4 protein-coding genes are annotated in these 4,640 nt (G+C 65.6%); all 4 read left to right on the top strand.

Annotated elements, in window-relative coordinates; translation table 11 throughout:
• Positions 1-1,494, top strand: a 1,494-nt coding sequence (locus Q8Q83_RS12000) for a transketolase (RefSeq protein WP_305624002.1), incomplete at its 5' end; no start/stop codon positions are given.
• 105 nt (positions 1,495-1,599) lie between these two features.
• The gene (epd, locus tag Q8Q83_RS11995) at positions 1,600-2,655 is read left to right on the top strand and encodes an erythrose-4-phosphate dehydrogenase (protein ID WP_305624004.1); all 1,056 of its coding nucleotides are present in this window, start codon (positions 1,600-1,602) and stop codon (positions 2,653-2,655) included.
• Positions 2,656-2,659: 4 nt separating this feature from the next.
• The gene (locus Q8Q83_RS11990; protein ID WP_305624001.1) at positions 2,660-3,823 is read left to right on the top strand and encodes a phosphoglycerate kinase; all 1,164 of its coding nucleotides are present in this window, start codon (positions 2,660-2,662) and stop codon (positions 3,821-3,823) included.
• Between the two features lie 170 nt (positions 3,824-3,993).
• Positions 3,994-4,640 (top strand): ketose-bisphosphate aldolase (locus Q8Q83_RS11985; protein ID WP_305624000.1); only part of this gene is annotated, 647 nt, incomplete at its 3' end.

Here is a 4,640-nt window from a genome sequence, read left to right as displayed (position 1 = left end):
GCCGGCACCTGGGGCCTGGGCAAGCTGGTCGCCTTCTGGGACGACAACCACATCTCGATCGATGGCAACACCGCGGGCTGGTTCACCGATGACACCGCCGCGCGCTTCGAGGCTTACGGCTGGCAAGTGATTCGCGCCGTGAACGGCCACGACCCGGTCGAGATCTCGCAGGCCATCCGCACCGCCCAAGCGGAGACCGAACGTCCGACCCTCATCTGCTGCCGCACCGTTATCGGCTTTGGCGCGCCGAACAAGCAGGGCAAGGAAGAGTGCCACGGCGCGCCGCTGGGCCATGACGAGATCGCCCTGACCCGCGCCACCCTGGGCTGGAACCACGGCCCGTTCGAAATCCCGGCGGAGATCTATGCCGCGTGGGATGCCAAGGAGGCCGGCGCCGCGACCGAAGCCGAGTGGAACCAGCGCTTTGCCGCCTACGCCGCCGCTTATCCGGAGCTGGCCAGCGAATTCAAGCGGCGTATCGCCGGTGAGCTGCCGGCCGATTTCGCCGAGAAGGCCGCCGCCTATATCCAGGAAGTTGCCGCCAAGGGCGAAACCATCGCCAGCCGCAAGGCCAGCCAGAATGCCTTGAATGCCTTCGGCCCGTTGCTGCCGGAATTCCTCGGCGGCTCCGCCGACCTGGCCGGCTCCAACCTGACTATGTGGAAAGGCTGCAAGGGCGTCACCGCCGAAGACGCTGCCGGCAACTATATGTTCTACGGCGTGCGCGAGTTCGGCATGAGCGCGATCATGAACGGCGTGGCCCTGCACGGCGGTTTCGTGCCCTACGGCGCGACCTTCCTGGTGTTTATGGAATACGCCTGCAACGCCGTGCGCATGGCCGCGCTGATCAAGAAGCGCGTGCTGTTCGTCTACACCCACGACTCCATCGGCCTGGGCGAAGACGGCCCGACTCACCAGCCGATCGAGCAGCTGGCCAGCCTGCGCTGCACGCCGAACCTGAACACCTGGCGGCCGTGCGACGCGGTGGAGTCGGCGGTGGCCTGGAAAAGCGCGATCGAGCGCAACGACGGCCCGAGCGCGCTGATCTTCAGCCGGCAGAACCTGACGCACCAAACGCGCGACCAGGCGCAGATCGCCAATATCGCCCGCGGCGGCTATGTGCTGCGCGACTGCGCCGACGAGCCTGAGCTGATCCTGATCGCCACCGGATCGGAAGTCGGCCTGGCCGTGCAGGCTTATGACAAGCTGAGCGAGCAGGGCCGCCAGGTGCGCGTGGTGTCCATGCCGTCGACCAGCCTGTTCGATCAGCAGGACGCCGCCTACAAGCAGGCGGTGCTGCCGCTGCAAGTCGGCGCGCGGATCGCCATCGAGGCTGCCCATGCCGACTTCTGGTACAAGTACGTGGGCCTGGAAGGTCGTGTGATCGGTATGACCACCTTCGGTGAGTCGGCGCCGGCCCCGGCGCTGTTCGAACACTTTGGCTTTACCTTGGAAAATATCCTGGATACCGCCGCCGAGTTGCTGGACGCCTGACCGCGTAGGATGGGTTGAGGCGCGTAGCGCCGATACCCATCGTTGTGCAGCATGGGTATCGCTGCGCTCAACCCATCCTACGGTCGCTTTCCCTTCGAGATCGCCATGTCCAACCGCCCCTACCGAATCGCCCTTAACGGCTACGGCCGTATCGGTCGTTGTGTACTGCGCGCGCTGCATGAGCGCGGTGCCGGGGCGCGCCTGGAGATAGTGGCGCTGAACGACCTGGCCGATCAGGCCAGCATCGAATACCTGACCCGCTTCGACTCCACCCACGGGCGTTTTCCCGGTGAGGTGCGCGTCGACGGCGACTGCCTGCATATCAATGGCGACTGCGTAAAGGTGCTACGTGAGTCGAGCCCCGAGGCCATCGACTGGGCGGCGCTGGATATCGACCTGTTGCTGGAGTGCTCCGGCGCCTACCACACCCGGGCCGACGGCGAGCGTTTCCTGGCGGCCGGGGCGCCGCGGGTGCTGTTCTCCCAGCCCATGGCCAGCGAAACGGATATCGACGCCACAGTGGTCTACGGGGTCAATCAGGCGTGCCTGAGCGGCGCCGAGAAGCTGGTGTCCAACGCCTCCTGCACCACCAATTGCGGGGTGCCGCTGCTCAAGTTGCTGAATGAGGCGGTCGGGCTGGAGTACGTGTCCATCACTACCATCCACTCGGCGATGAACGACCAGCCGGTGATCGACGCCTACCACCACGAAGACCTGCGCCGCACCCGCTCGGCCTTCCAGTCGGTGATTCCGGTGTCCACCGGCCTGGCGCGGGGCATCGAGCGCCTGTTGCCGGAGTTGCACGGGCGCATCCAGGCCAAGGCCATACGGGTGCCGACGGTCAACGTGTCCTGCCTGGATATCACCCTACAGACCGCCCGCGATACCTCGGCGGCCGAGATCAACGCGGTGCTGCGCCAGGCCGCGGAAAGCGGCCCGTTGAAGGGCCTGCTGGCCTACACCGAGTTGCCCCATGCCAGCTGCGATTTCAACCATGATCCGCACTCGGCCATAGTCGATGGCAGCCAGACCCGCGTCTCCGGCCCGCGGCTGGTCAACCTGCTGGCCTGGTTCGACAACGAGTGGGGTTTCGCCAACCGTATGCTCGATGTCGCCGAACATTTCCTTTCCCTGACTACTCCAGCCCCCGTGAAGGACTGATTCTATGACCGTTCTGAAGATGACCGACCTCGACCTCCAGGGTAAGCGCGTACTGATCCGCGAAGACCTCAACGTGCCGGTAAAAGACGGCGTGGTGAAGAGCGACGCGCGCATCCTCGCCTCCCTGCCGACCATCAAGCTGGCCCTGGAGAAAGGCGCCGCGGTGATGATCTGCTCGCACCTGGGTCGCCCGAGCGAAGGCGAATTCAGCGCCGAGAACAGCCTTGCGCCTGTGGCCGACTATCTGTCCAAGGCCCTGGGCCGCGAGGTGCCGCTGCTGGCCGATTACCTGAACGGTGTCGAACTTAAGGCTGGCGACGTGGTGCTGTTCGAGAACGTGCGCTTTAACCAGGGCGAGAAAAAGAACGCTGACGAACTGGCCCAGCAATACGCCGCGCTGTGCGACGTGTTCGTTATGGACGCCTTCGGCACCGCCCACCGCGCCGAGGGTTCGACCCACGGCGTGGCCAAGTTCGCCAAGGTTGCCTGCGCCGGCCCGCTGCTGGCCGCCGAGTTGGACGCCCTGGGCAAGGCCCTGGGCAATCCGGCCAAGCCGATGGCGGCGATAGTCGCCGGCTCCAAGGTGTCGACCAAGCTGGATGTGCTCAATAGCCTGAGCCAGATCTGCGATCAGCTGATAGTCGGTGGCGGCATCGCCAACACCTTCCTCGCCGCCGCCGGCTACCCGGTGGGCAAGTCGCTGTACGAGCCCGATCTGCTGGACACCGCCAAAGCCATAGCCGCCAAGGTCAGCGTGCCGCTGCCGGTGGACGTGGTGGTGGCCAAGGCCTTCGCCGAAGACGCCGCCGCCACGGTCAAACTGGTGGCCGATGTGGCCGACGACGACATGATCCTGGATATCGGCCCGCAAACCGCGGCGCAGTTCGCCGAGCTGCTGAAATCCGCGAAGACCATCCTGTGGAACGGCCCGGTCGGCGTGTTCGAGTTCGACCAGTTCGGCAACGGCACCAAGACCCTGGCCCTGGCCATCGCCGAGAGCCCGGCGTTCTCCATCGCCGGTGGCGGCGACACCCTGGCGGCCATCGACAAATACGGCGTGGCGCAGCAGATCAGCTATATCTCCACCGGTGGCGGCGCCTTCCTCGAGTTCGTCGAGGGCAAGGTGCTGCCGGCCGTGCAGGTGCTGGAGCAGCGCGCCAAGCAGTAGGGTGGGCCGCGTAGCGGCGTAACCCGCCACTGAATCTCAAGGCAACCCGGATTTCATCCGGGCTACGGATTGAGCAAGAGACCAGGCTGACCCCCTGTCCCTAATAACTTGAATAGCACCTGCCCCTGCGGCAGGCTTGCACGATTAACCCCACCGGGAGAAAGAACACCATGGCACTTATCAGCATGCGCCAGATGCTCGACCACGCCGCCGAATTCGGCTACGGCGTGCCGGCCTTCAACGTCAACAACCTCGAGCAGATGCGCGCGATCATGGAAGCGGCCGACAAGACCGACTCCCCGGTGATAGTCCAGGCCTCCGCCGGTGCGCGCAAATACGCCGGCGCACCCTTCCTGCGCCACCTGATCCTGGCCGCCATCGAAGAGTTCCCGCATATCCCGGTGTGCATGCACCAGGACCACGGCACCAGCCCGGACGTCTGCCAGCGCTCGATCCAGCTGGGCTTCAGCTCGGTGATGATGGACGGCTCGCTGCAGGAAGACGGCAAGACCCCGGCCGACTACGACTACAACGTGCGCGTGACCCAGCAGACCGTGGCCTTCGCCCACGCCTGCGGCGTGTCGGTGGAAGGTGAGCTGGGTTGCCTGGGCAGCCTGGAAACCGGCATGGCCGGCGAAGAAGACGGCGTCGGCGCGGAAGGCGTGCTGGATCACAGCCAGATGCTGACCGACCCGGAAGAGGCCGCCGACTTCGTCAAGCGCACCCAGGTCGATGCCCTGGCCATCGCCATCGGCACCAGCCATGGCGCCTACAAGTTCACCAAGCCGCCCACCGGCGACATCCTGGCCATCGACCG

It is taken from the genome of Pseudomonas sp. (assembly GCF_030696055.1).
Classification (GTDB): domain Bacteria; phylum Pseudomonadota; class Gammaproteobacteria; order Pseudomonadales; family Pseudomonadaceae; genus Aquipseudomonas.
This window is presented reverse-complemented; position numbering and strand designations above follow the sequence as displayed.